This window comes from Mycobacterium colombiense, from assembly GCF_001665835.1.
Classification (GTDB): domain Bacteria; phylum Actinomycetota; class Actinomycetes; order Mycobacteriales; family Mycobacteriaceae; genus Mycobacterium; species Mycobacterium colombiense_A.
Window position 1 is genome coordinate 1 of record NZ_LZSX01000035.1, and the last position, 22,549, is coordinate 22,549.

A 22,549-nucleotide genomic window follows, 5' to 3' on the forward strand; every position below is an offset into this window, starting at 1 on the left:
TCGCCGCGCTGGCGGTCGCCACTAGGTCGATGGTGGCGACCCGCTGCGCCCCGCTTCGCCGCGCTGGCGGTCGCCACTAGGCTTGCCGGGTGACCGAGAGCGCCTACCTCGCTGGGCTGCGGCTGGCCGGCAAAAAGGTCGTCGTGGTCGGCGGCGGCACCGTCGCCCAGCGCCGGCTGCCCTTGCTCATCGCCAGCGGCGCCGACGTCCACGTCATCTCCCGCAGCGCCACCCGGTCGGTCGAGGCGATGACGGGAATTACCCTGGCATTGCGCGAATACCGCGACGGCGACCTCGACGGAGCCTGGTACGCGATCGCGGCCACCGATGACGCGCAAGTCAACGAGGCGGTGGTCGCCGAGGCCGAAAGCCGCCGCATCTTCTGCGTCCGCGCCGACATCGCCGTCGAGGGGACCGCAGTCACCCCAGCGTCTTTCGACTACGCGGGGCTGTCCGTCGGGGTCCTGGCCGGCGGCGACCACCGCCGCTCGGCGGCGATCCGCTCGGCCATCCGCGAGGCGCTGCAGACAAGACTCATCACACCCGACAGCCCGGTGAGCTCCGACGTCGTCAAGGGCGGCGTCGCGCTGGTCGGCGGCGGGCCCGGTGACCCCGAACTGATCACCGTCCGCGGCCGGCGCCTGCTGGCCCAGGCCGACGTCGTGGTCGCCGACCGTCTCGCGCCACCGGAACTCCTCGCCGAGCTGCCCCCGCACGTCGAAGTCATCGACGCCGCCAAGATCCCGTACGGGCGGGCCATGGCCCAGGACGCCATCAACGACGTCATGATCGAACGCGCCCGCACCGGCAGCTTCGTGGTGCGTCTCAAAGGCGGCGACCCCTTCGTGTTCGCCCGCGGCTACGAAGAGGTGCTGGCGTGCGTCGAGGCCGGGGTACCCGTGACGGTGGTGCCAGGTGTGACAAGTGCCATAGGAGTGCCCGCTTTGGCGGGCGTTCCGGTCACGCATCGGGCGATAAATCACGAGTTCGTGGTGGTCAGCGGCCATCTGCCACCCGGCCATCCCGAATCGTTAGTGAATTGGGATGCGCTGGCCGCAATGTCAGGCACGATTGTTTTGCTGATGGCGGTCGAACGCATCGAGCTTTTCGCTGAAGCATTGCTTAAAGGCGGCCGACCAGCGGACACCCCGGTGCTTGTGGTTCAGCACGGAACGACCGCCGCTCAACACACTTTGCGGGCTACCCTGGCCGACACGCCCGAAAAGATTCGCGCCGAGGGTATCCGACCTCCCGCGATCATCGTGATCGGCGCCGTGGCGGCCTTCGGGCTTTAAACGGTTCTTAAGATTACTGTAAGGTAACCCTTTATGACGGCTCTCAACGATGCAGAGCGCGCGGTGCAGAAACTGGCCTCGGCGCGCCCCGATCGTCCGGCCCCGGTGAGCACTGCGCTCCCGGCGGAGACCGCCTCCAAGCCCCCGGCGGAGACCGCCTTGAAGCGCATCAGCAAGTACTACCCGGCGTGGTTGCCCTCCCGGCGCTTCATCGCGGCCGTGATCGCGATCGGCGGTATGCAGCTGCTCGCGACCATGGACAGCACTGTCGCCATCGTCGCGCTCCCCAAGATCCAGAACGAGCTCAGCCTGTCCGACGCCGGGCGCAGCTGGGTCATCACCGCCTACGTGCTGACGTTTGGTGGCCTGATGCTGCTGGGCGGTCGCCTCGGCGACACCATCGGGCGCAAGCGCACCTTCATCGTCGGTGTCGCGCTGTTCACCATCTCGTCCGTGCTGTGCGCGGTCGCCTGGGACGAGGCCACCATGGTGATCGCCCGGCTGTCGCAGGGGGTCGGCTCGGCCATCGCCTCGCCGACCGGTCTGGCGCTGGTGGCGACCACCTTCCCCAAGGGGCCGGCCCGTAACTTCGCGACGGCGGTGTTCGCCGCGATGACGGCGGTCGGCTCAGTGATGGGCCTGGTGGTGGGCGGAGCGCTCACCGAGGTGTCGTGGCGGCTGGCGTTCCTGGTGAACGTGCCGATCGGCCTGGTGATGATTTACCTGGCCCGCACCGCGCTGCGGGAGACCAACCGCGAGCGGATGAAGCTCGACGCCACCGGCGCCATGCTCGCCACCCTGACCTGCACCGCGGCAGTGTTCGCCTTCTCGATGGGCCCGGAAAAGGGCTGGGTGTCGATCACCACCATCGGATCCGGCGTGGTCGCGCTGGGTGCCGCTCTCGCCTTCGTCATCGTGGAGCGCACCGCCGAGAACCCCGTCGTCCCGTTCGACCTGTTCCGCGACCGCAACCGGCTGGTCACTTTCACCGCCATCTTCCTGGCAGGCGGGCTCATGTTCAGCCTGACCGTGTGCATCGGCCTGTACGTGCAGGACATCCTCGGCTATAGCGCGCTGCACGCCGGGGTCGGCTTCATCCCGTTCGTCATCGCGATGGGAATCGGCCTCGGGGTCTCCTCACAGCTGGTCTCCCGGTTCTCGCCGCGGGTGCTGACCATCGGCGGCGGCATCCTGCTGTTCTGGGCGATGCTCTACGGCTGGGCGTTCATGCACCGCGGCGTCGCCTACTTCCCGAACCTGGTGCTGCCCATCGTGGTCGGCGGGATCGGCATCGGCATGGCCGTTGTCCCCCTGACGCTGTCGGCCATCGCCGGCGTGGGCTTCGATCAGATCGGTCCGGTGTCGGCCGTCACGCTGATGCTGCAGAGCCTGGGCGGGCCGCTGGTGCTGGCCGTCATCCAGGCGGTGATCACCTCGCGGACGCTGTATCTGGGCGGCACCACCGGCCCGGTGAAGTTCATGAACGACGCGCAGTTGTCCGCGCTGGACCACGGCTACACCTATGGGCTGCTGTGGGTGGCCGGCGTGGCCGTCCTCGTCGGCGGCGCGGCGCTGCTGATCGGCTACACCCCGGACCAGGTTGCGCACGCGCAAGAGGTCAAGGAAGCGATGGACGCCGGGGAGCTGTAGCTCACCGCAGACCCCTTGACGGTCACCGCTGCGCCCAATGGCGGTGACCTGCCGCGCCCAACTTCGTTGCGCTGTGCTCAATTGCCCGGCTCCTCCGCGGCCCCGTGTGGGCCGCATCGTCGCCGAGCGCCCAGTCACCGCTAGGCTGGCCCGCTGTGATCACCCGGATGTCCCAGTTGTTTTTGCGCACCTTGCGCGACGATCCCGCCGACGCCGAAGTCGCCAGCCACAAGCTGTTGATCCGGGCCGGCTACATCCGGCCCGTCGCGCCGGGGCTGTACAGCTGGCTGCCGCTGGGATTGCGGGTGCTGCGCCGCATCGAACGCATCGTCCGCGAGGAGATGAACGCCATTGGCGGGCAAGAGATCTTGTTCCCCGCGTTGCTCCCGCGCGCACCGTACGAGACGACTAACCGGTGGACCGAATACGGCGACTCGGTGTTTCGGCTGCAGGACCGCCGCGGCAACGACTACCTGCTGGGCCCCACCCACGAAGAACTGTTCACCCTGACCGTCAAAGGCGAATACAGCTCGTACAAGGACTTTCCGGTCCTGCTGTATCAGATCCAGAACAAATACCGTGACGAGGCGCGGCCCCGCGCCGGCATCCTGCGCGTGCGGGAGTTCCTGATGAAGGACTCCTACTCGTTCGACATCGACGACGCCGGACTCAAGGCCGCCTACCACGCGCACCGCGAGGCCTATCAGCGCATCTTCTCGCGCCTGCAGGTGCGTTACGTCATCGTCTCCGCGGTGTCGGGCGCCATGGGCGGCAGCGCCTCCGAGGAGTTCCTGGCCGAGAGCGTGGTCGGCGAGGACACCTTCGTGCGGTGCCTGGAATCCGGCTACGCGGCCAACGTCGAAGCCGTCGTCACCGCCCGCCCAGAACCGAAGCCCGCGGAAGTTGTGGCCGGGCTGCCCGAGGCGGTGGTTCACGACACCGGCGACACCCCGACCATCACCACCCTGGTGGACTGGGCCAACCAGGCGGACCTGGGCCGCACCGTCACCGCGGCCGACACGTTGAAGAACGTGCTGCTCAAGGTGCGCCAGCCCGGCGGGGAGTGGGAGCTGCTGGCCATCGGGGTGCCGGGGGACCGGGAGGTCGACGACAAACGGCTGGGCGCGGCGCTGGAACCGGCCGAATACGCCCTGCTCGATGACGTCGACTTCGCCAAGTACCCCTTCCTGGTGAAGGGGTATATCGGACCGAAAGCGTTGCAGGGCAACGGTGTTCGCTACCTGGTCGATCCGCGGGTGGTGGACGGCACCAGCTGGATCACCGGGGCCGACGAGCCAGGGCGGCACGTCGTCGGGCTGGTCGCCGGCCGGGACTTCACCGCCGACGGCACCATCGAGGCCGCCGAGGTGCGCGACGGTGACCCCTCACCGGATGGCGCGGGCCCGCTGGTCTCGGCGCGCGGTATCGAGGTCGCGCACATCTTCCAGCTCGGCCGCAAATACACCGACGCCTTCACCGTCGACGTGCTGGGCGAGGACGGCAAGCCGGTGCGCCTGACCATGGGCTCCTACGGCCTCGGGGTGTCGCGGATGGTGGCCGTCATCGCCGAGCAGCACCACGACGAGCTCGGGCTGCGCTGGCCGTCCGCGGTCGCGCCGTTCGACGTCCATCTGGTGATCGCCAACAAAGACGCGGAAGCTCGCACCGGAGCCACGGACCTGGCCGGCGAGCTGGATCGGCTGGGCGTCGAGGTGCTGCTCGACGACCGTCAGGCCTCACCCGGCGTGAAGTTCAAGGACGCCGAGCTGCTCGGCGTGCCCTGGATCGTCGTGGTGGGACGGGGCTGGGCGGACGGCGTGGTAGAGCTGCGCGACCGCTTCGGCGGCCAAACCCGAGAACTGGGGACCGGGCCGTCGCTGGCGACCGACATCGCGGCCGCCCTGCACGCCTGATAGCGGCTAGTCCCGATGGTGGCGACCCGCTTCGCCCGGCTCCGCCGCGCTCGCGATCGCCACTAGTCGTTGCCGCCGGGGAAGCTCGTCGTGATGGGCCAGGCACCCAGCACCCGGCTCCACCGGGCGGCCATCACCGCGCTCTGAACCAGCGCCGTCGAGGCGAACGCGCGGTCCGCGCCCGTCTCCGCGTGCTCGGCGACCACGCGCCACGCGCCCGCGCCGTCGTTCTCCATCCGCGCGGCCAGCCGTGCGGCGTCGGCCGGGCCGCCGACCACCATGGGCAGCTGGTAGCCGGCCGCGGCGACCGGGGCGGTCACCTTGCGCGCGGTCAGCATCGCGATGACGTCGTCGCGGCGCTGGCGATGCTGTCCGAGCGCCTCCACCACCATGTCGTTCACGCTGGGTGGCGACAGCGCGGACACGATGCCGTAGCCGTAGATCGTCGAGTGCTCGATGGCCAGCGCGTCGCACAGCGCCTGGTTGTCGGCTTCCTTGCCGGAGGTCATATCGACGGACCCCCGGGCACCAGCGCAACCGTGTACGACGCCGTACAGGACGCCGCGATCGAGGCGAGCAGCCCCGCCCGGTAACCCGATTCGGTGCCTACCAGCCGGCTCGCGCTGTCGGCCGAGGCGCGCAAGGCATCGATCACGTCGGACACCGGCGGCGGGGGCGGGGGCGGCCCGGCCGGCTGGGCCTGGCTCGGGCTGGGCGCTTCGCTCGTGGACGACGTGGCGAGCTTGCCGGCCGCGCGCGAGATCTCCGCGGACAGCGCGCGGGCGTGTGCGGCGCGCTGGCTGGCCACCACGGTCAGTGCGGCGGCGACCTGCGGTGGGTTCCCGATGGCCGCGGCGGCGGCACCCGCCAGCGTGCTGTCGTGCCGCGCCTGATCCAAGGGCCCCAGCAGCTGCTCGACGGTCGGGGGCTTGGGCGCGGGCTTGCCACAGGCGGTCACGACCGCGCCGAGCGCAGCGAAAGCCACACCCCCGGCGAGGACATCTCGCCTGTTGACGAACGGAACTGCGCTAGCCACAAGGACATCCTGCCATCGGCGCCGATGCGGGCACGATGCCAGGACGCGATCACGCCGTCATATGCAATTCCTGGCGTATCGTGGATAGCTGGTTCTCGCAGAGGGCAGCCACCGACAGCAACTGTCGGCGCGGATGTTCCTCAGCCGGGACACCGGAAGTCGCCTGCGAAGCCATCGGGGCGCCGACATCCGCCAGATGACCGGACAACTCAAGATGAGGAGCTCGCCGTGACCACCGGGCTACCGTCGCAGACGCAGGTGATCGAGCTACTCGGTGGAGAGTTTGCGCGCGCCGGATTCGAGATCGAAGACGTGGTCATCGACACCCGGACCCGCCCGCCGCGAATCCTGGTGATCGCCGACGGCGATAACGGCCTCGATCTGGACACCGCGGCCACCCTGTCCCGCTCGGCATCGGCATTGCTCGACGGCATGGACACCCTCGACGACCATTACGTGCTCGAGGTTTCCTCGCCCGGCGTCGACCGCCCGCTGACCGGCGCGAAGCACTTCCGTCGGGCCCGCGGCCGCAAGGTCGACGTCGTCCTGTCGGACGGATCGACGCTGACCGGCCGGGTCGGTGAGACGACCGACGACGCAGTCGCGCTGGTGGTCCGCGCCGGCCGGGACTGGGCGGTGCGCGAGATCCCACTCGGTGACATCGCGAAAGCGGTTGTCCAGGTGGAGTTTTCGCCCCCTAGCCAAGCGGAGCTGGAACTGGCGAGTATGGGTCAGGCCCGGAGGACGGAGACCGGAGCATGAACCGCGCCAGTGACGATGCAGAGCGTAGCGATGAGGAGGAGCGGCGCAGATGAATATCGACATGGCCGCACTGCACGCCATCGAGGTGGATCGCGGCATCTCGGTCAACGAGCTGCTCGAGACGATCAAGTCGGCGCTGCTCACCGCCTACCGGCACACCGAAGGCCACCAGAACGACGCGCGGATCGAGATCGACCGCAAGACCGGTGTCGTGCGGGTGATGGCCCGGGAGACCGACGAAGACGACAACGTCATCAGTGAATGGGATGACACCCCCGAGGGTTTCGGCCGCATCGCCGCCACCACCGCGCGCCAGGTCATGCTGCAGCGCTTCCGGGACGCCGAAAACGAGCGGACCTACGGCGAGTTCTCCACCCGCGAGGGGGAGATCGTGGCGGGCGTCATCCAGCGGGACAGCCGGGCCAACGCCCGGGGGCTGGTCGTGGTCCGGATGGGCACCGAAACGAAGGCCTCCGAGGGCGTGATCCCGGCGGCCGAGCAGGTTCCCGGCGAAAGCTACGAGCACGGCAACCGCGTGCGGTGCTACGTGATCGGGGTGACCCGCGGCGCCCGGGAACCGCTGATCACCCTGTCCAGGACCCACCCCAACCTGGTCCGCAAGTTGTTCTCGCTGGAAGTCCCCGAGATCGCCGACGAATCGGTGGAGATCGTGGCCGTGGCCCGGGAGGCGGGCCATCGGTCCAAGATCGCGGTGAAGTCCAACCTGCCCGGCCTGAACGCGAAAGGCGCCTGCATCGGCCCGATGGGGCAGCGGGTCCGCAACGTGATGAGCGAGCTCTCCGGCGAGAAAATCGACATCATCGACTACGACGAGGACCCCGCGCGCTTCGTCGCCAATGCGCTGTCACCGGCCAAGGTGGTGTCGGTCTCGATCATCGACCAGGCGGCCCGCGCCGCCCGGGTGGTGGTGCCCGATTTCCAGTTGTCGCTGGCCATCGGCAAGGAGGGCCAGAACGCGCGCCTGGCCGCCCGGCTCACCGGGTGGCGCATCGACATCCGCGGGGACTCGCCCGGCGGCTCCGGTGGGCATTCGGAGAGCCAGTCCGAACACGGCGCCAGCCACGGAATGGCCCACGACCGGTAGCGCCACCCGCGCATCCTCGGGTGGTTCTGACCATCTATTCGGTGACGCTAGACTGAGCCGTGATCCAGCACGAACTTTCGGCTCCCGAAACCAGAGGGTCGCACCGTCATGCGGGTGGGCCCGTACGGACATGTGTCGGGTGCCGAAAGCGAGAGCTGGCCGTCGAGCTGCTTCGAGTGGTGGCTGTGCCGAACGGGAACGGCGAATTCGCCGTGATCGTTGACACAGGCAAAAGCCTGCCGGGGCGGGGTGCATGGCTGCATCCCGGGCCGCAGTGCGCGCAACAGGCGATCCGGCGGCGGGCTTTCACCAAAGCGCTGCGCATCACCGGTTCACCGGACCCATCCGCGGTGATCGAGCACGTAGAGTCTCTCTGTGCGCCCGAGCGCCCGGCAACAGAACAGGTAGCAAAGAACATGAGCACACCGTGAAGTCCCGATGACAATGCGTCATAGCTAAACCCGAGGCGCGGCCCCACGACTGTCGCCTCATAGACAGGAGATGTAGTGGCAGGTAAGGCCCGCGTACACGAGTTGGCTAAGGAACTCGGTGTCACCAGCAAGGAAGTCCTCGCCCGACTGAATGATCAGGGCGAATTCGTCAAATCCGCATCGTCGACGGTAGAAGCGCCGGTGGCTCGCCGGCTGCGCGAGTCCTTCGGCGGCGGCAAGGCCCCCGCGAAGGCCTCTGCGCAAGGCGGGGCCAAGGCGCCCGCCGCCAAGGCCCCCGACAAATCCCTCGACAAGGCCCTCGACAACGCCATCGGCAGCGCGGGCGGCAACGGCGAGGCGACGGCGACGCCCGCCAAGCCCGCCGCCCCGCAGGCGTCCGCGGCGGCACCCGCCGAGGCCCCGGCCCGTCCCGGCCCGGCTCCCGACCGGCCGTCCGCGCCGTCCCCGGGCCAGCCGAAACCGCCCGCGCCCGGGCAGCCGCCCGGCCAGGCGCCGCGCCCCGGCATGACGCCCGGCCCTCGTCCGGGCCCGATGCCCAAGCCCCGCGCCCCGCGCGTCGGCAACAACCCCTTCTCGTCGGCGCAACCCGTCGACCGGCCCATCCCACGTCCGCAGGCGCCCCGTCCCGGAGCGCCCCGCCCGGGCGCGCCGCGTCCCGGCGGTGCTTCGCCGGGCAACATGCCGCCCCGGCCCGCCGGTGCCGGTGGGCCCGGTCGCCCGGCCAGGCCCGGCGCCCCGCGTCCCGGGGGCGGCCGTCCCGGCGGTCCCGGCGGCCGTGACGGAGGCGGCGGCAACTACCGCGGCGGCGGTGGCGGCGGAGTCGGCGCCCCGCCCGGAGGAGGCGGTGGCGGTTTCCGTGGCCGTCCCGGTGGCGGTGGCGGTGGACGCCCCGGCCAGCGCGGCGGTGCGGCCGGCGCGTTCGGCCGTCCCGGCGGTGCGCCGCGACGCGGCCGCAAGTCCAAGCGGGCGAAACGCGCCGAATACGAGAACATGCAGGCACCCGTCGTCGGTGGCGTGCGGTTGCCGCACGGCAACGGCGAGACGATCCGGCTGGCACGCGGCGCGTCGCTGAGCGACTTCGCCGACAAGATCAACGCCAACCCGGCCTCGCTGGTGCAGGCGCTGTTCAACCTCGGCGAGATGGTCACCGCCACCCAGTCGGTCGGCGACGAGACGCTCGAGCTGCTGGGCAGCGAGATGAACTACGTCGTCCAGGTCGTCAGCCCCGAGGACGAGGACCGCGAGCTGCTGGAGTCCTTCGACCTGACCTACGGGGAGGACGAGGGCGGCGAGGAAGACCTGCAGACCCGGCCGCCGGTGGTGACCGTGATGGGTCACGTCGACCACGGTAAGACCCGACTGCTGGACACCATCCGGAATGCCAGCGTCCGCGAGGCCGAGGCCGGCGGCATCACCCAGCACATCGGTGCCTACCAGGTGACCGTCGACTTCGACGGCACCGAGCGGCCGATCACGTTCATCGACACCCCGGGTCACGAGGCGTTCACCGCCATGCGTGCCCGCGGTGCCAAGGCCACCGACATCGCGATCCTGGTGGTCGCCGCCGACGACGGCGTGATGCCGCAGACGGTGGAGGCCATCAACCACGCGCAGGCGGCCGACGTGCCGATCGTGGTGGCGGTCAACAAGATCGACAAGGAAGGTGCCGACCCGGCCAAGATCCGCGGCCAGCTCACCGAATACGGTTTGGTGGCAGAGGATTTCGGCGGCGACACGATGTTCGTCGACATCTCGGCCAAACAGGGCACCAACATCGAGGCGCTGGAAGAGGCGGTGCTGCTGACCGCTGACGCGGCCTTGGACCTGCGGGCCAACCCCGATATGGAAGCCCAGGGTGTGGCGATCGAGGCGCACCTGGACCGCGGTCGCGGACCGGTGGCCACCGTGCTGATCCAGCGCGGCACGCTGCGGGTCGGTGACTCGATCGTCGCCGGCGACGCCTACGGCCGGGTTCGCCGCATGGTCGACGAGCACGGCGAGGACGTCCATGAGGCGCTGCCGTCGCGGCCGGTGCAGGTCATCGGCTTCACGTCGGTGCCCGGGGCCGGCGACAACCTGTTGGTGGTCGACGAGGACCGCATCGCCCGCCAGATCGCCGACAAGCGCAGCGCCCGCAAGCGCAACGCGCTGGCGGCACGTTCCCGCAAGCGGATCAGCCTGGACGATCTGGATGCCGCGTTGAAGGAAACCAGCCAGCTGAACCTGATCCTCAAGGGCGATAACGCCGGTACGGTCGAGGCGCTGGAAGAGGCGCTGATGGGAATCCAGATCGACGACGAGGTGGAGCTGCGCGTCATCGACCGCGGTGTCGGTGGCATCACCGAGACCAACGTCAACCTGGCGTCCGCCTCGGACGCGGTGATCATCGGCTTCAACGTGCGCGCCGAGGGCAAGGCCACCGAGCTGGCCAACCGCGAGGGTGTGGAGATCCGCTACTACTCGGTGATCTACCAGGCGATCGACGAGATCGAGAAGGCCCTGCGCGGCATGCTCAAGCCGATCTACGAGGAGAGCCAGCTGGGTCGCGCCGAGATCCGGGCGATCTTCCGGTCCTCCAAGGTAGGCATCATCGCCGGCTGCATGATCAGCAGCGGCATCGTGCGCCGCAACGCCAAGGCGCGGCTGCTGCGGGACAACATCGTGGTCACCGACAATCTCTCGATCACCTCGCTGCGACGGGAGAAGGACGACGTGACCGAGGTCCGCGAGGGCTTCGAGTGCGGTATGACGCTGGGGTACTCCGACCTCAAGGAAGGCGACATCATCGAGTCCTACGAGTTGGTCCAGAAGGAACGCACCTGACCACCGCCGACGCTGCAGAACGAAGTGATGAGGAGAAGGCGGTGAATCCGAATGCCTGACCCGGCCCGGGCGCGCCGTTTGGCCAAGCGGATCAACACCATCGTCGCCTCGGCGATCGAGTTCGAGATCAAGGATCCCGGGCTGGAGGGGGTCACCATCGTGGACGCGAAGGTGACCGCCGATCTGCACGATGCGACGGTGTTCTACACGGTGATGGGACGCACGCTGGACGATGAGCCGGATTACGGGGCCGCCGCGGCCGCCCTGGAACGGGCCAAGGGCGCGCTGCGCACCATGGTCGGGGCCGGCACCGGCGTGCGTTTCACGCCCACGCTGACGTTCACCCGCGACACCACGTCGGACAACGTGCAGCGGATGGACGAGTTGCTGGCGCGGGCCCGCGCCGCGGACGCAGATCTGGCGCGGGTTCGTTCGGGCGCCAAGCCGGCTGGGGAGGCCGATCCATACCGGGATAGCGAATCGGGCGTGGAGCCCGGCCTCGACGGGAGCATCGGTGACGACGACCAACACGAATACTGACCTGGACGACCCCTGGGTGGGGGCACGCGTCGACGCCGCGGATGCGGTCGATCTGCTGTCGGATGCCGACACCGTCGCGGTGATCGCGCACGTGCACCCCGACGCCGACACCATCGGCGCCGGGCTGGCGCTGGGGCTGGTGCTGGACAAGTGCGGCAAGCGGGTCGAGGTCAGTTTCGCCGAGCCGGCGGGGTTGCCCGAGTCGCTGGCGTCGCTGCCCGGCTGCCATCTGCTGGTCAGCCCGGATGCGATGCGCCGCGACGTCGATTTGGTTGTCACCGTCGACGTTCCGAGCGTCAAGCGGCTGGGCGCGTTGAGCTACTTGGCCGTCGAGACCGGCGAGGTGCTGGTCATCGACCACCACGCCTCCAACGACATGTTCGGCACCGCCAATTTCGTTGACGTGACGGCCGATTCGACCACAATGATGGTCGCCGACATCCTGGACGCGTGGGGCAAGCCCATCGATCCCGACGTCGCGCACTGCATCTACGCCGGCCTGACGACCGACACCGGATCCTTCCGCTGGGCCAGTGCACGCGCGCTGCGGCTGGCGGCCCGGCTGGTCGACGGCGGCGTGGACAACGCCGCGATCAGCCGCACCCTGATGGACAGCCACCCGTTCGGCTGGCTCCCGCTGCTGTCGCGGGTGCTGGCCTCGGCCCGGCTGCTGCCGGACGCCGCGGGCGGCCGGGGGCTGGTGTATGCCGTTGTCGACAACCTGGATTGGACTAGTTCACGTCCGGAGGAAGTCGAGAGCATCGTCGACATCGTGCGGACCACGCAGCAGGCCGAAGTGGCTGCGGTGTTCAAGGAGATCGCGCCGCAGCAGTGGTCGGTGTCGATGCGGGCCAAGGCCGCGGTGGACCTGGCGTCGGTCGCGTCCGGGTTCGGCGGTGGTGGGCACCGGCTGGCGGCCGGCTACTCGACCACCGGAACCATCGAGGATGCGGTGGCGTCGCTGCGCACCGCCCTGGACTAGAACGCCCTGCGCTAAAAAGCCCAGCTTCCCGAGCGCTGCACGACGAATCCGTGGTCGCCGCTGGTGGTGTCCAGGCAGGCGACGAGGTTGTCCGCTCCCACTGCGCAGGTGACGTTGAGATAGGTCAACTTCTGGCCCGACCCCAGTGCTTTGCCGCCCGCCGGCAGCGGGGGCGCGTTGCCGTCGCATCCGCCGTAGGACATCCGGCTCAGCTGATAGCCCGGGCCTTTGAAATCAACCGAACCCACCAAGCAGTCGCCGGGCCGTGAGCGCCCCCCCGGAATGGGGACGTCGTCCATCCCGGACATGTCTCCCTTGCACTTGATGTCCTGTGACGGTTGCGGCACGGGCGGTGGGCCGCCGTAGAAGTCGCAGACCAGGGCGGAACCGGCGGAGAAACTGACCCGCGGCGGGTTCCCCGGCGCGCCCGCGCCCTGGTAGCCGTCGGCCGGCACGGCGGTGAAGGCGTCCAGGTTGGGAAATCCCGGCGGCGGCAGTGCGCCCGCGTGCGGCGCGGACACCGCGACCGCCGACGCGACCGCCAGCGTCAGGCCGCCGAGCATCCGCACGATGACTCCGGCGACCGCGTTCATCAGCTGATCGTATGGCGTGTTCCGGATCGGGGGGAGCGGACCGGCGCAGATCGCGACGTCAGCGCACCTGCGAGCGGCCGCGTTGCAGCACGGCCTCCCGGTTGGCGGCGATGTCGTCGCCGCTGGTCCGGAACTGCCGGGCCGCCGTCGCCTCCTGCCACAGACCCGCGCTGGTCTGCGCGTCGTCGATGTGGTGATAGGACGCCAGCAACGCCCGCACCGCGTCCTGGTTGTTCCCGACGATCGAGGCCGCCACCGCCCGGGCGGCGGGAAGCAGTTGGTCGTGCGGCACCACTTCGGTCACCAGGCCGCCGCGCAGCGCGTCGGCGGCGGACAGGTAATCCCCGGTCATGCTCATCCGCCGGGCCAGCCCAACCCCCACCTTCTGCGGCAACCGCACGCTCAGGCCCCAGGTGGGCAGCAGCCCCACCCGGGCGTGCGTGTCGGCGAACCGGGCGTTTTCCGAGGCGATCAGGATGTCGCAGTACAGCGCCAGCTCCAGCCCGCCGGTCACCGCGGCGCCGTTGATCGCGCCGATCACCGGCTTGGTCAGCGCCGGCCACCGCGGCGAGATATCCGGGAGCGCCGTGGAGCCGCCCAACTCCTTGAGGTCCAGTCCCGCGCAGAACACCGGGTCGGCGCCCGTGACGATGATGACGTCGACGTCGTCGTCGGTTTCGGCGTCGGCCAGCGCGCCGAAGAAGCGGTCCCGCAACGCCGACGACAGCGCGTTGCGCGACTGGGGCCGGTTCAGGGTCAGGGTGCGCACCCGCTCGTCGGTGTCGATCAGCAGGATCTCGTCGGTCATGACATCACCGTAGCCAGTCGCCCGGCAGGGCCGGTTGGCCGCCTTGCTGCCGGCCGATCCGTCCGGAAGCGGCGGCGCCGAGCAGGGCTTATCGTGGGAAAGATGTGCCGAAACATCACCGAACTGCGCGGCCTGCAGCCCGCGGCCACCGCCGAGGAGATTGCCGCGGCCGCCCGGCAGTACGTGCGCAAGGTCAGCGGCATCACCCACCCCTCGGCGGCCAATGTCGGCGCGTTCGAGGCGGCGGTCGCCGAGGTCACCGAGACGACGACGCGGTTGCTGGGGCAGCTGCCGCCGCGGCGCCAGCCACCCAAGACGGTCCCGCCGCTGCGGCGGCCCGAGGTGATCGCCCGGATGGCGGGCGCGAAATGACCGTCACCACAACGATGCCCGCGCTCAAGGAATGGAGCGCGGCGGTGCACGCCCTGTTGGACGGCCGCCAGCGGGTGCTGCTGCGCAAGGGCGGCATCGGGGAGAAGCGATTCGAACTCGCGGCCCGCGAATTCCTGTTGTTCCCGACGGTCGCGCACAGCCACGCCGAGCGGGTGCGCGCCGAGCATCAAGACCTGTTGGCACTCGCGGCCGCCGACAGCACCGACGACGAGCTGGTGATTCGGGCCGCCGCGAAAGTTGTTGCGGCGGTGCCCGTCGAGCGCCCGGACGGCCTTCCGGCCATCGAGGACCTGCACATCTGGACGCCGGAGTCGGTGCGCGCCGACCGGCTCGACTTTCGTCCCAAGCACAAGCTGGCCGTGCTGGTGGTGTCGGTGGTCCCGCTGGTCGAGCCGGTGCGCCTGGAGCGGACCGCGGAGTATGGCGGCTGCAAGAGCTGGGTGGAGGTGCCCGTGCCGGCGCCGTTGGCGGCGCCGGTGCACGACCCCGTTCATGAGCAAGCGGCGCTAGCCGCGGTCGCCGCCCGGGTCCGCGCCGCCGTTGGCTGACAGCTCGGCCGGCCCGACCGGCAACAGCAGCCGGGAGCGCCCGTAGCGCACGGTGTGGGTGACCGGCGTCGGCTGCCGGCCGGTCAGCACCGGTTCGCCGGAGCCGAGGTTGTGCGCGTAGCGCGGGGACCAGCTGCCGGCGATCAGCACCCGGATGCGTGAGCCGGCCCGGAAGCGGTGGGCCATGCCGTCGAGGTCGAGTCGAACGATCTTCTCCGACTTGGGTTTTGCCGCGGCTTGCAGCCGGCGGTACGCCTCGCTGACGTTGCGCGACCGGCCCTTGGCGTCGACCTCGCTCACCCGCACGAACAGGTCGGCGTGCGGACCGTCCGCGCCGTGGGCGAGCTCGACGACCGGGGTGCCGTAGGCGTACACGTCCTCGGTGAGGGTCGCGCTGGTGAACGCCAGCACGTCGTCACGCGACGCCAGCCGGCTGTCGTCACGGTAGCCGCCGTTCGCGGACAGCAACGGGCCGCCGGTCGTCGGTGTCGGGTGGGCCGGGTCGTGACGAAAGGTGGCCGGGGCCAACCCCTTCAGGGCCGGCGCGGTCTCGCCCAGGTAGCCGCCGGGCCGCAGGTACAGGGCGCGTTCGGTGGTGGCAGGCGGCCAGTCGGGCAGGCTGCGCCAGCCCCCGCCGGCGCCGCCGCCGGTGACGTAGACCCGGACCCGGCTGGGGCGGCGCGACGTGGCCGCATCGCCCAGATGGGTGCCCAGCCAATCCAGCGCCTCCCGGGCGCAGGTGGAGAACCCGGTGGTGAGCAGGTGGGTGTGTGTCCAGGGGCCGACGGTGAGCGCGACGTCGACGCCGCGGCCCCGCAGGTGCGCGTACTGCTGCAGCGTCTGCCTGATGAAGATGTCCTGCCAGCCGCCCACCAACAGCACCGGCACCTGCACGCGGTCCAGCGCGTCGTTGCACCGCAACGCATTCCAGAACGGGTCGTCGGGTTCGCTGTGCTCGACCCAGGATTCGAACCAGGGGGCACCCGCGCCGAGCAGGCTGCGCGCGGCGTCGCCCAGCGGCACCGCGGCCGCCGCCTGCGCCACCCTGCGGCGGGTCTGCAGCTGGCGAAGCGCGGCGCGAACGCGCACCGGGTCCTCCTGGTGCGCCACCATGTCGCTCCAGCCCAGAAAGTCGTTGACCGCGAATGTGCCTGTGCCCCAGGTTGATTCGTTGAAATCGTGCGGGCCCACCATGATGACGGCGGTGGCCAGTTCCGGCGGGGGATCCTGCAGCAGCGCCCACTGGGTGAACCCCAGGTACGACATGCCGACGGTGGCGAAGCGGCCGGTGAACCATGGCTGCTCGCGCAGCCAGGCGACGGTGTCGGCGCCGTCGTCGACCTCGTTGGCCATCGGCTCGAACACCCCGCCCGATCCGAACGTGCCGCGCACGCTCTGCAGCACCACGTGGTAGCCGCGCGACGCGTACAACGCGCCGAAGATCAGCGTGAACGGGAAACCGCGCCCATAGGGCCCGCGGACCAGCAAGGTGCCCAGGGCGGACGCGGTGGCCGGCGCGTAGTGGTCGGCCACCAGCTGCACCCCGTCGCGCATCGGTACCACGACGCGCTCCACGGTGTAGTCGGTGGTCGCCGGCGGCAGGCCGAGCAGCCGGCCGGCGGCCTTGCCGCCCAAGTGTCGCAGGGTGTGCAGCGCCGGCTGTGTGGGTTGGATCGAGGTCGTACTCACGGTCCTCACATTAAGACCCCGTCAACCGGCGGCGACGCAACCCCGGGGAGAAATCAGAACTTGTAATACGGCGCGAGGTCGTTGGCGCGCTGCAGATTGGTCTGCATGCAATCGACCTCGGGGTTGGAGTAGACGGTCGAGTAGTACAGCGCCTGCTGCAGCACGCCGTAGCTGGTCTTGAACGCGACCATGCAGGAGTAGAACCAGTAGCTGTTGTGGTAGGTCGGCTTGAGCACCCAGTACTGCGCGGCGCGGTGACCCGCGATCGTCGTCTCGACGGCGTCGGCTGGCAGCGACTGCTCGTAGGTGCGCCAGATGATCGGTTCGACGGCCACCTGATAGTTCCCGGCGTCGAAGTGGCAGCGCAGCCCGTCTTCGTGTTCGGGCGGTGTGAAGCCCAAGCCGAGCCCCTGGATGACGTCGAACGGGATGTCCTCGCACGCGTCGAAGGGGCGCGGATCGGTGGTCGCCACGATGGGGCTCTTCATGGTGGTTTCCATCGGCTGGGCGGTCGACCTCAGCTCGACGGACCGGTCGCCGCCACCCGGCCAGGAAAGGTCCTGCGGGGCGGTCAACAGGCCCACCGTGCCCCCGATGGCCGCTGTGAGCAGCGCACCCAGCGCCCCCATCAGACGAACATTGGCGAACACGACATCCCCCCTGACGCCTCAGCGGTCCTTTCGGGGGAGTGTACAAGTCCCGCGCGCGGCGTCACAGGCAAACCTGAACTTGTTCTAACTCACCCGCTCGCGGGCCGAAATGGCGCCCGCGAAAGGGGCTTGCCCGGTTCGGGTCGTTAGGGTGGTTAATCGTGGCTGGGCATTCAGCGGGGCAGGACTCGACCAACGGTGGGCAACCGACGCTGTGGGCGGTGTCCGACCTGCACACCGGTCACCTCGGCAACAAGCCGGTCACCGAATCGCTGCATCCCTCCTCGCCGGATGACTGGCTGATCGTCGCCGGCGACGTCGCCGAACGCACCGACGAGATCCGTTGGGCCCTTGACCTGCTGCGACGGCGCTTCGCCAAGGTGATCTGGGTGCCGGGCAACCACGAGCTGTGGACCACCACCCGCGATCCGGTGCAGATCTTCGGCAAGGCGCGCTACGAGTACCTGGTCAACATGTGCGACGAGATGGGCGTGGTCACGCCCGAGCATCCGTTCCCGGTGTGGACCGAGCGCGGTGGCCCGGCCACGATCGTGCCGATGTTCCTGCTCTACGACTACAGCTTCTTGCCCGACGGGGCCACGAGCAAAGCCGAAGGCCTGACCATCGCGCGCGAGCGCAACGTGGTGGCCACCGACGAGTTCCTGCTCTCCCCGGAGCCCTACGCCACCCGTGAGGCGTGGTGCCGCGAGCGCCTGGAGATCACCCGTGCCCGCCTCGAAGAGCTGGACTGGATGAACCCGACCGTCCTGGTGAATCACTTCCCGCTGGTCCGCGACCCCTGCGACGCGCTGTTCTACCCGGAGTTCTCGCTGTGGTGCGGGACCACCAAGACGGCCGACTGGCATACCCGCTACAACGCCGTGTGTTCGGTCTACGGCCACCTGCACATCCCGCGGACCACCTGGTACGACGACGTGCGCTTCGAGGAAGTGTCGGTGGGTTATCCGCGGGAGTGGCGGCGCCGCAAGCCGCCCAGCTGGCTGCGCCAGGTGCTGCCGGATCCGCAGTACGCGCCGGGCGACCTCAACGACTTCGGCGGCCACTTCGAGATCACTCCCGAGATGAAGGCCCAGGCCGCGCAGTTCCGGGAACGGTTGCGGCAGCGGCAATCACGATGACGGGGGACATGCTGGTCTCCTCGGTGCTGCCGGTCGCCGACGGCCTGGCCTACTCGGAGGTGTATACCGATCCGCCCGATCTCGCGCCGCTGCCCGAAGAGGAGCCGCTGATCGCCAGGTCGGTGGCCAAGCGGCGCAACGAGTTCATCACCGTCCGGCACTGCGCCCGGATCGCGCTGGGCGAGCTCGGCCTGCCGCCGGTGCCGATCCTCAAGGGCGAGAAGGGTGAACCCTGCTGGCCCGACGGCGTGGTGGGCAGCCTCACCCACTGCACGGGCTATCGGGGTGCGGTGGTGGGCCGCACCGACGCGGTGCGCTCGGTGGGCATCGACGCCGAACCGCACGACGTGTTGCCCGACGGCGTGCTCAACGCGATCAGCCTGCCGGCCGAACGCAGCGAGATCCCCGCCCGCCTGACGGGGGACCTGCATTGGGACCGAATCCTGTTCTGCGCCAAGGAGGCGACGTACAAGGCCTGGTTCCCGCTGACCAAACGGTGGCTGGGTTTCGAGGACGCGCACATCGCGTTCGAGGCCGACGGTCCCGGCGCGGCGACGGGCGGTTTCGTGTCGCGGATCCTGATCGATCCGGAAGCGCTGTCCGGTCCGCCGCTGACCGAGCTGCGCGGCCGGTGGTTGGTCGAGCGCGGGCTGGTGCTGACCGCCATCGTGCTATGAGCCAAACCCCCACCGGGCCAGGGATAGTCGTCGTCGACAAGCCGCCCGGAATGACAAGTCACGACGTGGTCGGGCGCTGCCGCCGGATCTTTTCCACCCGCAGGGTGGGCCACGCGGGGACGCTGGACCCGATGGCCACCGGCGTGCTGGTGATCGGCGTCGAGCGCGCCACCAAGATCCTCGGTCTGCTGACCGCGACCGCCAAGTCCTACACCGCCACCATCCGTCTGGGCCAGAGCACGTCCACCGACGACGCGGAGGGCGAACTGGTGCACAGCGTCTCGGCGCGGCACCTGACCGGCGAGGCGATCGAATCCGCCGTGGGCGGCCTGCGCGGCGACATCGAACAGGTGCCGTCGACGGTCAGCGCCATCAAGGTCGACGGCAAGCGCGCCTACCGGCTGGCGCGCGAGGGCCAGACCGTCGAGCTCAAGGCCCGCCCGGTGCGCATCGACCGGTTCGAGGTCTGCGACATCCGGCCCGGACCCGGCGGCCACGACGTCGTCGACCTGGACGTCGAGGTCGACTGCTCGTCGGGGACCTACATCCGCGCCCTGGCCCGCGACCTCGGCGGCGCCCTGGGGGTGGGCGGGCACCTGACGGCGTTGCGGCGCACCAGCGTCGGGCGCTTCGGGCTCGATCAGGCCTACCCGCTCGACGAGCTGGCGGAGCGCCCGCGGCTCAGCTACAGCCTGGACGAGGCCTGCCTGCTGATCTTTCCGCGCCGCGACCTGTCCGCCGAGGAGGCCGAGGCGACCGGCAACGGCCGGTCGCTGGCGCCGGCGGGCATCGAGGGCATCTACGCCGCCTGCGACCCGGACGGCCGGGTGATGGCGCTGCTGCGCGACGAGGGCTCGCGGACCAAGCCGGTGGTGGTGATCCGCCCGGCGACGCTGTAACGGCCCCGGCCGAACGGTTGGTTGGGCTACGTTGCACACTGGATGCCTAGACCGCCCACGGTTCGGAAGGGGACAAAGATGTCCAGCAAGGTTTATGTCGTCGGCGTCGGGATGACGAAATTCGAGAAGCCGGGCCGCCGTGAGGGCTGGGACTATCCGGACATGGCCCGGGAATCGGGCACCAACGCCCTGAAGGACGCCGGCATCGACTACCGCGAGGTCCAGCAGGGCTACGTCGGCTACGTCGCCGGTGATTCGACGTCGGGGCAGCGGGCGCTCTACGAGCTGGGCATGACCGGCATCCCGGTCGTCAACGTCAACAACAACTGCTCCACCGGCTCGACGGCACTGTTCCTCGCGGCGCAGGCCATCCGCGGCGGCATCGTCGACTGCGCGATCGCGCTCGGCTTCGAGAAGATGCAGCCCGGCTCGCTGGGCGGTGGCGCCCAGGACCGCGAATCGCCGATGGCCAAGCACGTCAAGGCGATGGCCGACATCGACGAGTTCGCGATGCCCGTGGCGCCGTGGATGTTCGGCGCCGCAGGACGCGAGCACATGAAGCAATACGGCAGCACCGCAGAGCATTTCGCCAAGATCGGCTACAAGAACCACAAGCACTCGGTCAACAACCCGTTCGCCCAGTTCCAGGAGTCCTACACGCTCGAGGACATCCTGGGGGCGCGGATGATCTCCGACCCGCTTACCAAGCTGCAGTGCTCGCCCACCTCGGACGGCTCGGGTGCGGCCATCCTGGCCTCGGAGAGCTTCGTCGACAGCCACGGTCTGGCCGGCCAGGCGGTGGAGATCGTCGGGCAGGCCATGACCACCGACTTTGCGTCGACGTTCGACGGGAGCGCGAGGAACCTCATCGGCTACGACATGAATGTCCAAGCCGCGCAACAGGTCTACGACCAGTCCGGGCTCGGGCCGCAGGACTTCCAGGTGATCGAGCTGCACGACTGCTTCTCGGCCAACGAACTGCTGCTGTATGAGGCCCTGGGGCTGTGCGGTCCGGGTGAGGCACCGAAGCTGATCGACAACAACGACACCACCTACGGCGGCCGCTGGGTGGTCAACCCGTCCGGCGGCCTGATCTCCAAGGGGCATCCGCTGGGTGCCACCGGCTTGGCGCAGTGCGCCGAGCTGACCTGGCAGCTGCGCGGGACCGCCGACAAGCGTCAGGTCGACAACGTCACCGCCGCACTGCAACACAACATCGGACTGGGCGGCGCCGCCGTCGTCACCGCCTACCAGCGCGCCGAGCGTTAAGGGCGCCATGATCGAGTGGTCCGACACCGACCTGATGGTCCGGGATGCCGTACGGCAGTTCGTCGATAAAGAGATTCGCCCGCACGTCGACGAACTCGAAACCGGCCAAATGTCGCCGTATCCGATCGCACGCAAGCTGTTCAGCCAGTTCGGCCTCGACGCCATGGCCGCCGAGTCGGTCAAGAAGATGCTGGACCGCGAGCGGGCCAAGCTCGACGGCGCCCCCGCTCCTGCAGATGAAAAGCCCGACGAGTCAGGCGGTTTCGCCGGCGGCGCGCAGGGGTCGATGATCGCGGTGTTGGTGTCCGAAATCGCGAGAGTCAGCATCGGGCTGCTCAGCACCGCATCCGTGAGCCTCGGCCTGGGTGCGGCGACCATCATGAGCCGCGGGACACTGGCGCAGAAGGAACGCTGGCTGCCCGAGCTGATGACGCTGGAAAAGATTGCGGCGTGGGCGATTACCGAGCCCGACTCGGGATCGGACGCGTTCGGCGGGATGAGGACCTACGTCAAGCGCGACGGCGAGGACTACATCCTCAACGGGCAGAAGACATTCATCACCAACGGGCCCTGCGCCGACGTCCTGGTCGTGTACGCCAAACTCGACGAGGGCGATGCGAGCCCGGACAAGCAAGACAAGCGCAACCGACCGGTGCTGGTCTTCGTGCTCGACGCGGGCATGCCGGGCCTCACCCAGGGCAAACCGTTCAAGAAGATGGGCATGATGTCCTCGCCGACCGGCGAGTTGTTCTTCGACAACGTGCGGCTGAGCCCGGACCGGCTGCTCGGCGAGAGTGAACAGCACACCGACGGCGATGGCCGCGACAGCGCCCGCGCCAACTTCGCCGCCGAGCGGATCGGGATCGCGATGATGGCGTTGGGCATCATCGACGAATGCCACCGGCTCTGCGTGGATTACGCCAAGAGCCGGACGTTGTGGGGCAAGAACATCGGGCAATTCCAGCTGATCCAGCTCAAGCTGGCCAAGATGGAGATCGCCCGAATGAACGTGCAGAACATGGTCTTTCACACCATCGAGCGCCAGCAGGCCGGTAAGCCGCTGACGCTGGCCGAGGCGTCGGCGATCAAGCTGTACTCGTCGGAGGCGGCCACCGACGTGGCGATGGAGGCCGTACAGCTGTTCGGCGGCAACGGGTATATGGCCGAATACCGGGTGGAGCAGCTGGCCCGCGACGCCAAGTCGCTGATGATCTACGCGGGCAGCAACGAGGTTCAGGTCACCCACATCGCCAAGGGCCTGCTGGCCGACTGAGCGCCAACACGACTGCGCCGCTTACGATCGCCGCTAGGCCTGATGGCGGTGAC

The 22,549-nt window shown here is 69.4% G+C and carries 22 protein-coding genes; 16 read left to right on the top strand and 6 right to left on the bottom strand.

Annotated elements, in window-relative coordinates:
• The first annotated feature begins 89 nt into the window (after positions 1–89).
• From cobA to A5760_RS08080, 3 genes are all read left to right on the top strand, one after another.
• Positions 90–1,295: a uroporphyrinogen-III C-methyltransferase gene (gene cobA / locus A5760_RS08070; protein ID WP_064879478.1), complete on the top strand. Its 1,206-nt coding sequence runs from the start codon at positions 90–92 to the stop codon at positions 1,293–1,295.
• A gap of 33 nt (positions 1,296–1,328) precedes the next feature.
• Positions 1,329–2,945 (top strand): MFS transporter, encoded by a 1,617-nt coding sequence (locus tag A5760_RS08075; RefSeq protein WP_064879479.1) that lies wholly within the window; start codon positions 1,329–1,331, stop codon positions 2,943–2,945.
• 155 nt (positions 2,946–3,100) lie between these two features.
• Positions 3,101–4,858 carry a proline--tRNA ligase gene (locus A5760_RS08080; RefSeq protein ID WP_064879482.1) on the top strand — a complete coding sequence of 586 codons (1,758 nt, stop codon included), beginning with the start codon at positions 3,101–3,103 and terminating at the stop codon, positions 4,856–4,858.
• Positions 4,859–4,920: 62 nt separating this feature from the next.
• Here A5760_RS08080 and A5760_RS08085 read toward each other — a convergent pair whose 3' ends face one another.
• Together A5760_RS08085 and A5760_RS08090 are read right to left on the bottom strand one after the other, a co-directional pair.
• Positions 4,921–5,367 carry a ferritin-like domain-containing protein gene (locus A5760_RS08085; protein WP_064879483.1) on the bottom strand — a complete coding sequence of 149 codons (447 nt, stop codon included), beginning with the start codon at positions 5,365–5,367 and terminating at the stop codon, positions 4,921–4,923.
• Complete coding sequence (locus tag A5760_RS08090) at positions 5,364–5,894, bottom strand: hypothetical protein (protein ID WP_064879484.1); 531 nt, start codon at positions 5,892–5,894, stop codon at positions 5,364–5,366. The genes A5760_RS08085 and A5760_RS08090 overlap by 4 nt, the downstream gene beginning before the upstream one ends.
• Positions 5,895–6,122: 228 nt before the next feature.
• On the opposite strand from A5760_RS08090, the gene rimP reads away from it, so the two are divergent.
• From rimP to A5760_RS08115, 6 genes are all read left to right on the top strand, one after another.
• Positions 6,123–6,656 (top strand): ribosome maturation factor RimP, encoded by a 534-nt coding sequence (gene rimP, locus A5760_RS08095; protein WP_064879485.1) that lies wholly within the window; start codon positions 6,123–6,125, stop codon positions 6,654–6,656.
• A gap of 49 nt (positions 6,657–6,705) precedes the next feature.
• The gene (gene nusA, locus A5760_RS08100) at positions 6,706–7,761 is read left to right on the top strand and encodes a transcription termination factor NusA (RefSeq protein WP_007775127.1); all 1,056 of its coding nucleotides are present in this window, start codon (positions 6,706–6,708) and stop codon (positions 7,759–7,761) included.
• A gap of 185 nt (positions 7,762–7,946) precedes the next feature.
• Complete coding sequence (locus A5760_RS26045; RefSeq protein ID WP_419538229.1) at positions 7,947–8,192, top strand: YlxR family protein; 246 nt, start codon at positions 7,947–7,949, stop codon at positions 8,190–8,192.
• Positions 8,193–8,267: 75 nt separating this feature from the next.
• Positions 8,268–11,036, top strand: a complete 2,769-nt coding sequence (gene infB / locus A5760_RS08105; protein WP_064879487.1) for a translation initiation factor IF-2 — start codon at positions 8,268–8,270, stop codon at positions 11,034–11,036.
• A gap of 51 nt (positions 11,037–11,087) precedes the next feature.
• Positions 11,088–11,576, top strand: coding sequence for a 30S ribosome-binding factor RbfA (gene rbfA / locus A5760_RS08110; RefSeq protein ID WP_064879489.1), 489 nt, complete (start codon positions 11,088–11,090; stop codon positions 11,574–11,576).
• On the top strand, positions 11,551–12,558 hold the full coding sequence (locus A5760_RS08115) for a DHH family phosphoesterase (protein ID WP_196772028.1): 1,008 nt from the start codon (positions 11,551–11,553) through the stop codon (positions 12,556–12,558). The genes rbfA and A5760_RS08115 overlap by 26 nt, the downstream gene beginning before the upstream one ends.
• Positions 12,559–12,569: 11 nt before the next feature.
• On the opposite strand, the gene A5760_RS08120 is transcribed toward A5760_RS08115, so the two are convergent.
• Positions 12,570–13,151 carry a hypothetical protein gene (locus A5760_RS08120; RefSeq protein ID WP_064879493.1) on the bottom strand — a complete coding sequence of 194 codons (582 nt, stop codon included), beginning with the start codon at positions 13,149–13,151 and terminating at the stop codon, positions 12,570–12,572.
• A 58-nt stretch (positions 13,152–13,209) separates the two neighbouring features.
• Positions 13,210–13,959: an enoyl-CoA hydratase gene (locus A5760_RS08125; RefSeq protein WP_064879495.1), complete on the bottom strand. Its 750-nt coding sequence runs from the start codon at positions 13,957–13,959 to the stop codon at positions 13,210–13,212.
• A 102-nt stretch (positions 13,960–14,061) separates the two neighbouring features.
• Here A5760_RS08125 and A5760_RS08130 point away from each other — a divergent pair, with 102 nt between their 5' ends.
• Positions 14,062–14,331: a DUF2277 domain-containing protein gene (locus A5760_RS08130; RefSeq protein WP_064879496.1), complete on the top strand. Its 270-nt coding sequence runs from the start codon at positions 14,062–14,064 to the stop codon at positions 14,329–14,331.
• Positions 14,328–14,900 (top strand): DUF1802 family protein, encoded by a 573-nt coding sequence (locus tag A5760_RS08135; RefSeq protein ID WP_064879497.1) that lies wholly within the window; start codon positions 14,328–14,330, stop codon positions 14,898–14,900. The genes A5760_RS08130 and A5760_RS08135 overlap by 4 nt, the downstream gene beginning before the upstream one ends.
• Here A5760_RS08135 and A5760_RS08140 read toward each other — a convergent pair.
• Together A5760_RS08140 and A5760_RS08145 are read right to left on the bottom strand one after the other, a co-directional pair.
• Complete coding sequence (locus A5760_RS08140) at positions 14,859–16,589, bottom strand: CocE/NonD family hydrolase (RefSeq protein WP_064879499.1); 1,731 nt, start codon at positions 16,587–16,589, stop codon at positions 14,859–14,861. The two genes, A5760_RS08135 and A5760_RS08140, sit on opposite strands and share 42 nt — an antisense overlap.
• Positions 16,590–16,642: 53 nt before the next feature.
• The gene (locus tag A5760_RS08145) at positions 16,643–17,239 is read right to left on the bottom strand and encodes a hypothetical protein (RefSeq protein ID WP_064879500.1); all 597 of its coding nucleotides are present in this window, start codon (positions 17,237–17,239) and stop codon (positions 16,643–16,645) included.
• Between the two features lie 161 nt (positions 17,240–17,400).
• Between A5760_RS08145 and A5760_RS08150 the strand changes: the two genes are divergently transcribed.
• From A5760_RS08150 to A5760_RS08170, 5 genes are all read left to right on the top strand, one after another.
• Positions 17,401–18,378: a metallophosphoesterase family protein gene (locus tag A5760_RS08150; protein ID WP_064879501.1), complete on the top strand. Its 978-nt coding sequence runs from the start codon at positions 17,401–17,403 to the stop codon at positions 18,376–18,378.
• The gene (locus A5760_RS08155; protein ID WP_064879502.1) at positions 18,375–19,055 is read left to right on the top strand and encodes a 4'-phosphopantetheinyl transferase family protein; all 681 of its coding nucleotides are present in this window, start codon (positions 18,375–18,377) and stop codon (positions 19,053–19,055) included. The genes A5760_RS08150 and A5760_RS08155 overlap by 4 nt, the downstream gene beginning before the upstream one ends.
• Positions 19,052–19,954: a tRNA pseudouridine(55) synthase TruB gene (truB, locus tag A5760_RS08160; protein WP_064879503.1), complete on the top strand. Its 903-nt coding sequence runs from the start codon at positions 19,052–19,054 to the stop codon at positions 19,952–19,954. The genes A5760_RS08155 and truB overlap by 4 nt, the downstream gene beginning before the upstream one ends.
• A 78-nt stretch (positions 19,955–20,032) precedes the next feature.
• Complete coding sequence (locus tag A5760_RS08165; protein WP_064879504.1) at positions 20,033–21,223, top strand: lipid-transfer protein; 1,191 nt, start codon at positions 20,033–20,035, stop codon at positions 21,221–21,223.
• Between the two features lie 7 nt (positions 21,224–21,230).
• On the top strand, positions 21,231–22,496 hold the full coding sequence (locus A5760_RS08170) for an acyl-CoA dehydrogenase family protein (protein WP_064879505.1): 1,266 nt from the start codon (positions 21,231–21,233) through the stop codon (positions 22,494–22,496).
• The last annotated feature ends 53 nt before the right edge of the window (positions 22,497–22,549 follow it).